The organism is Micromonospora sp. DT47 (genome assembly GCF_049844475.1).
Taxonomy (GTDB): Bacteria; Actinomycetota; Actinomycetes; order Mycobacteriales; family Micromonosporaceae; genus Micromonospora.
The window spans coordinates 1-211 of the sequence record NZ_JBNCLC010000094.1 but is presented as its reverse complement, the minus strand read 5'-3'; the positions used below and the strand labels follow the sequence as shown (position 1 = coordinate 211).

At 72.0% G+C, this 211-nt stretch carries 1 protein-coding gene; it reads right to left on the bottom strand.

Annotation, left to right across the window (positions count from 1 at the left end):
* Positions 1–211, bottom strand: a 211-nt coding sequence (locus tag ACLQ2U_RS32275; protein WP_425754656.1) for a hypothetical protein, incomplete at both ends; no start/stop codon positions are given.

Here is a 211-nt window from a genome sequence, read left to right as displayed (position 1 = left end):
CGCGCGAGGTGCGTGCGGCCTCGGCCACGATGCTTTTCGAGATCACATGGTTGGTGTCGGTGGCATGCCGCGCTTCCCTGCGCTTGCGCCGGGCCAGCAGCCGCCGCGCGGACTTGGTGCCCTTGGCTTGCAGACGGGCGCGCAGTCGCAGCTGGCGGCGCCGGTAGCGGTTCAGCTTCTCCCCGGCGTACGCCCGCCCGTCGGAGTCGGT